Origin of the sequence: Acinetobacter sp. 251-1, from assembly GCF_030329305.1 — a bacterium.
GTDB lineage: Bacteria > Pseudomonadota > Gammaproteobacteria > Pseudomonadales > Moraxellaceae > Acinetobacter > Acinetobacter piscicola_A.
The window spans coordinates 1-6,265 of record NZ_JACANS010000026.1 but is presented as its reverse complement, the minus strand read 5'-3'; the positions used below and the strand labels follow the sequence as shown (position 1 = coordinate 6,265).

The window sequence follows — 6,265 nt, the reverse complement described above, 5'->3', positions numbered from 1 at the left end:
CCACCTGTCATCGCTGTGAAGCTACCATCAGCATTCTTCGTAACAGATCCACCTGTCGTTCCTGCAAAGGTCACATTATCACGGTCAATGATCGTTTTAGTCGGATCGTTTGGATCTGTTTTCGTATTGTATTTAACCGCAATATCATCTGTCGCTTGTTGCGCATCACTTACTGACTTCAATTGATCTTCAGTTGCTGCTTGGCCTGAGACTGGTGCTTGACCTGCTGTCCATGTTTTATTGGTTAAACCATTCACCGTACCTGTTGTACCATCAATCGTAACTGGCTTATTACCTGTACCTACCGTGATTTTGTCTGCACCGATCGTCGTGGTACTTGTACCATCTGTCACCGTCAAGCCATCTTTGTTCAATACAGTTTTTTCTGGGTTCGCAGTCGTGCCACCTGTGGTTACACTGTTTAAATCTTTTAAATCTTCTGCAAGTTTAACTGTTAGCTTGTTGCTTGCTGCATCTGCAACTACACCAATATTGCCATCCGTTAATGTACCTGTCGCACCACCTTCTACTTTTAAGGTTTCGCCCAATTTACGCTCAACTTTAACCGTAGCATCATCACCTACAAAGGTTAATGGTGTATTGGTAACAGTTTGAACTTTACCATCTACATAGGTTTTATTCGTAACATCTGTACCATCAGTTGGTGCATTGTTTACTGTAATACTGTCATAAACTGGTTTTGCTACACTGCCTATCGTAATGTCGTTGCCGTTACGTTTAATCTCGACATTTGTTCCATTTAAGAACTGAACTGTATCACTGGCTTTAACCGCTGAAGCACCATCTCCATTCGCTTGCAATTTCCATGTTTGGTTTTGCAAGTTGGTGATGTCACCCGCATTTTTGGTGATGTTAGTAGTATTGGTCGCTACGTTTTTGTTGGTTGTAAATAACTGACTACCATTCACCGCATCCGTAGATACCGCACTTAAATCACCTGCTTTCACATTTTTTAGTTCAATAGAATTTTTTGTCGAACCATTAGCATCTTGTAATCTAGTTGAAATATTAGATGCTAGGACTTCTGTTGGAGAGCCTATCTTATTACCACCAGCATCGACAAAAGAGGATGAGTACCATTTACCATCATTCGCTTTAGTTACTTTATTACCTAAAACATCTGTATAAACTATTGGCGATGTAGACTTTGTTAATTGAATTTGATCTATTAAAGTATTTGTAACAGCATAAACCTGACTACCATTTAATGCATCAGTAGAAGTAGCTGAAATAGCCCCAGCTGCTACATTTTTAATTTGACGCTCATTACCTACATTTCCAACAGAAACCTGACGACCTGTATCTGAAGCATCCCCAGCAAAATTTGTTCCACCTGCAAAATTTAAAAAATTAACTCCATTTATCTTTGCTTCAGTAACTTTACTAGCATTAGTCGCAGTGGTACTACCAGCACCCAAAGCAACTGAACCATCCTTAGAAGCATACGAACCTACTCCCAAAGCGACGCTTGCTATTCCTTGAGCATTTGTTCGTGTACCAAATGCTGTTGCTAAATCCCCTTTCGCTATAGATTGTACTCCTAATGCAACAGCTCCATTTCCGGATTCAGTATTAATATATTGATGTCCAACTCCAGTTTTAGCATCATAGTTAGCAATTAGATTATCACCTGTTAATTTTTTATATGTTTGTGCAGCAACAGTATTATTAGATTCACCAGCTACTTTATTAAGATCATCCCCACCAATAGATATAGAAGAGTTCCCCTTTGCATATGTATTTGCACCAATTGCTAGAGCCTGATCACTAGGCGCACATGCATATGCGCCTATAGCCACACTTTGACCAGCCGTTCCTGCAGTCCAACTTCCGTTACTATCTGTTGGATTACAATTTAGATAAACACTTCCCCCATCCAAAGCTCCAGCTAATACAGAGGATGAAAACACAACACTTATTGAAAAAGATAATATATTTATATATAATATTTTATTAAAAATTTGATGGTTACGAGGCAAGATAGATAATTTTTGAATATTTTTTACACCACTTTTTGTCTTGCCTTTACCTTTAGTAATCTCAGACACCGCCACCCAAGTACCCAAGGTTGCATTCCAAATCACTTTATAAATCTTATTCATTAGATATTCCTCTAGGGTGACGCTGAGAGCCTACTTTAGAACTCTTACAAAAGCGTCTATAAATCACACAAAATTAATTACAATTAAATAACGAACCACATCAAAAATCAATATAATTATGTGAATTTTTTCGCACTTTTTACGCTTTTATGATGTTGTTCCAAACCATTCTTTACTAGTTTGTTATTTAACCATAATTTTATAAAAATAACTATTATTCATATAATTAAGAATAATTAAAACTTTAGCTACTTTTGTGCATAAAAATTAAGTTATTGTAATAAATAAGTATTTTAATTATCATAAAATTAGAATTTGATTTTATTAAAATTAACATAAATTGTTTTTTATTATCGGCGGATTCAAGCAGCAAGTGCAACAGTATAAAAACCAGCCATAACTTCACTTGGCTTATACCAGCCTAGTGTTTTTCTAGGACGATGGTTGAGTGAAAATTCTATCTGCTCTATTTCATCGTTTGACACGTCATCAAACGATGATGATTTTGGCAGATATTGCCGGATTAAACCATTCGTATTTTCATTTCTAGCTCGCTGAATAGACTTGTAAGGATCAGCAAAATAAGTATCTATGCCGACATCAGTAATTCTTTTGTGTTCGGCAAATTCCTTTCCATTATCAAATGTTACACTATAAGCATGGCTCATTCGTAAACGATCTAATGCACAAGTAATCGTTTTAGAGGATGCTCTCGTTGACCCTAAATGAACAATATGTACGTACAGGCTCTTTCGATCAACGAGGGTTAATAAAGCTCCTTTATGATGTTTACCAATCACCGTATCACCTTCGAAATCTCCTAAACGTTGTCGCTGATCAATGACCTGGTCTCGGCAATGAATACTTGTTTTATCAATGATTTGCCCTCTACGATCCGTGTTTTTGTAACCTCGTTTTCGATATTTCTTCTGATGCCTTAAGTGTAGATGGAGTTTACCTCCTTGTGATTTATCTTGATAAATGTGCTGGTAAATCCACTCATGTGAAGGTACATCCAGCCAACCGCGTTGTGTTAAAGCACCTGAAATTTGTTCTGGTGACCAGTCTAAGCCAATTAAGTAATCAATATAAGCGAAGGCAAATGCTGTCATGGATGATGAAGGATGGTACCGTCTTTGACTTGCAAATTTCGCTGCCTGTTGAGCTCTATATCCACGTTGCCCAGTATTTCTTTTTAACTCACGGTAGATGGTTGATCGTGAACGCCCTAACTCCCGAGCAAGGGTAGCGATTGAACTTTTACTTTTCAAAGTAGCATAAATTTCGTATCTTTCATCTTGAGAAAGTTGGGTGTATTTCTTCATTGTGTGCTTTCCAATTGCGAGTTGAAAAAGTCTAATGATTCTATGCATACACCTAACTTTTTCAACTAACTACAAATGTGTCGCACTTGTGATTTGAATCCACGATCTTTTAATTTTCTAATTCGAACTAAAATCGCTTAAAAAAGTCTGATTTGATCTAGCTTTGCTATAATGCAAATTTTGTCTATGAGTCTAAGCTTTGAAAATCATATTTGCAGGAACACCTGAATTTGCAGCACATGCGCTTGCAGCACTGTTAAAAACAAATCATGAAATTGTGGCAGTTTATACTCAACCAGACCGTAAAGCAGGTCGTGGACAAAAACTGACAGCATCTGCAGTTAAACAATTGGCTTTAGAACACGATCTACCTGTTTATCAACCCTTAAATTTTAAAGCATCGACTGAAGAGGGTTTAGCCGCTCAGCACGCTTTAGCAGATTTAGATGCAGATGTAATGGTGGTCGCAGCTTATGGCTTGATCCTCCCACAAGCCGTTTTAGATACGCCAAGATATGGTTGCTTAAATATTCATGGCTCACTCTTACCACGTTGGCGAGGTGCAGCACCAATCCAACGTGCCATTGCTACGGGTGACAATGAAACAGGTGTCACCATCATGAAAATGGCAGCGGGCTTAGACACGGGCGATATGATGTTCAAAACTATTTGTCCAATTGAAGCAACTGATACTTCTGCGACTTTGCATGACAAATTGGCATTACAAGGGGCGGAAGCAATTTGTACGGTACTGGCTTCTGAGCAAAGTTTACAAAAATATTTAGCAGAGCGAGAAGTACAAGATGAAGCGCTAACTGTCTATGCCACTAAACTATCCAAAGCTGAAGCACACATCGACTGGTCGCTCGCAGCGGTGGAGATTGATCGTAATATTCGTGCCTTTAATCCTTGGCCTGTGGCATTTACCCCAATCGATGAAAATCATAACTTACGGGTATGGAATTCTGTTCTTTCACCTTTGGATGCGAGTAATAAACAAGCTGGTGAAATCATTGCATTAGACAAAAATGGCGTACATGTGGCATGTGGCGATCAGAAAGCCATCTGTATCACAAACTTACAATGGCCAGGTGGTAAGGCACTAAATGCCGTGCAAATTAACCAAACTCAAAAATTAACTGTAGGACAAATCTTCGCATGAGCCAAAAACATCCCTCTGCAAAACCAACAGTGAATTTACGTGCGCAAGTGGTTCGTACTTTACTTTCTGTGCAAGATGGCAAATCTTTAAATAGCTTTCTTCACCAAAATTTGGAAAATGTGGCTGAGCGTGATCGTGCTTTATTTCATGAGTTAGTATTAGGAACTCTACGTCAATGGTATGCACTGAAAGCCATTACTTTACCTTTACTGAATAAACCATTAAATAATGCTTCGATCGAAACGTGCTTGTATCTCGGTTTATATCAGTTGCTCTGTACCCGTATTCCTGCGCATGCAGCAATTTCTGAAACCGTGACTGCAACGAAGCAGTTAGGTTATGAAGCTATGGGCGGCGTGGTGAATGCGATTCTACGTCGTGTTTCACGTGAAACCTCAGAATTCCAAACTGCGCTGGATCAAGCACATGGCTTGCCAAGTTGGTTATTTAAACGTTTAAAGAAAGATTGGCCTGAGTATGCAGATGAGCTGTGTCATAACTTAAAACAAACTGCACCTCTTACGCTGCGCATCAATGAACGTCAAGTCAGTCGTGATGAATATCTAGATATTTTGGATGAGGCTGGGATCAACGCACATGCCTGTGATTTATCCGATGTTGGTATTGTACTTGAGCAAAATACCAATATCACTCATTTACCTGGTTTTGCAGAAGGTGGCTTTTCTGTTCAGGATGAGCATGCGCAATTCTGTGCAACATTGCTTCCAAACTTAGATGATAAAATCGTGGTCGATGCTTGCGCCGCACCCGGTGGAAAAACTGCACACATTTTGGAAAAATTCCAACCCAAAAAACTGATTGCTCTTGATCATGATGCCAAACGTTTAGTCCGTGTGTCAGAAAATTTAGAGCGTTTACAACTTAACACGATCAGTGAAGTGGAAATTTTAACTGCGGATGCTACCACATGGATTGCACCCGAAGCGGTGGACTGTATCGTGTTGGATGCACCATGTTCAGCGATTGGGGTGATGCGCCGCAATCCCGATATCCGTTTGCTACGCCAGTCAAGTGACATCCAACAAACAGCCGATTTGCAAAAACAAATTTTAAATCAGATGTGGCAGCAACTCAAAGTTGGAGGCACTTTGCTGTATATCACTTGCTCAATTTTAAAAGCTGAAAATGAACAGCAAATGGTGAATTTCTTTGCCGAACATACCGATGCTCAAGAAATTAAAATTGAGGCAAAATGGGGTTTAAGTCAAATTCATGGTCATCAACTATTACCTGAAACAGGTTTTGGTGATGGTTTTTATTATTGTAAAATCCAAAAAATTGCCTAATGATTTGCTAATACCAATCAATAAAAGTTTTATAATATATCTTTGGAATGATTTTTTCTGCTTTTAATCATAAATTGAAACGCGAAAACGTCATCCGTAATTGTTTGAGGCAGGACTACCAATGATTGATCATGTTTTTGCAATACATTATTTGCGGTATTTGTCGAGTTTTACGATGAGAAGCGAAGCTTCGCAAGATGGTTTCCTTGCGCAGTTTCACTGCTCATTTTGTCGAAACAAAAGTAGGTCGAGCCGAAGGCTTATCTCTAAATAACGTGAATTCGGGATAAGAAATTTGATAAAGAATAGGCATTTGAGTCACAATTTAATCACGACAAAAAACTGAAT

3 protein-coding genes and 4 pseudogenes are annotated in these 6,265 nt (G+C 38.7%); 2 read left to right on the top strand and 5 right to left on the bottom strand.

The features are described 5' to 3' along the window. From HX129_RS17820 to HX129_RS16225, 5 genes and pseudogenes are all read right to left on the bottom strand, one after another. A pseudogene (locus HX129_RS17820) lies at positions 1 to 929 on the bottom strand (hypothetical protein); the annotation flags it as partial. A 261-nt stretch (positions 930 to 1,190) separates the two neighbouring features. Then, positions 1,191 to 1,277 (bottom strand): annotated as a pseudogene (locus HX129_RS17815) (hypothetical protein); the annotation flags it as partial. A 183-nt stretch (positions 1,278 to 1,460) separates the two neighbouring features. Next, positions 1,461 to 1,820, bottom strand: a pseudogene (locus HX129_RS17810) (ESPR domain-containing protein); the annotation flags it as partial. A 218-nt stretch (positions 1,821 to 2,038) separates the two neighbouring features. Continuing rightward, positions 2,039 to 2,123: pseudogene (locus tag HX129_RS17745) on the bottom strand (ESPR domain-containing protein); the annotation flags it as partial. A 362-nt stretch (positions 2,124 to 2,485) separates the two neighbouring features. Beyond that, entirely contained in the window at positions 2,486 to 3,448 is a 963-nt protein-coding gene (locus HX129_RS16225) for an IS30 family transposase (RefSeq protein ID WP_130075398.1), read from the bottom strand. Between the two features lie 199 nt (positions 3,449 to 3,647). Here HX129_RS16225 and fmt point away from each other — a divergent pair, with 199 nt between their 5' ends. Both fmt and rsmB read left to right on the top strand, forming a co-directional pair. Further along, positions 3,648 to 4,610: a methionyl-tRNA formyltransferase gene (gene fmt, locus HX129_RS16220; protein ID WP_130075397.1), complete on the top strand. Its 963-nt coding sequence runs from the start codon at positions 3,648 to 3,650 to the stop codon at positions 4,608 to 4,610. After that, positions 4,607 to 5,917, top strand: a complete 1,311-nt coding sequence (gene rsmB / locus HX129_RS16215; RefSeq protein ID WP_130075396.1) for a 16S rRNA (cytosine(967)-C(5))-methyltransferase RsmB — start codon at positions 4,607 to 4,609, stop codon at positions 5,915 to 5,917. Before fmt ends, rsmB begins: the two co-directional genes overlap by 4 nt. Positions 5,918 to 6,265 lie beyond the last annotated feature (348 nt).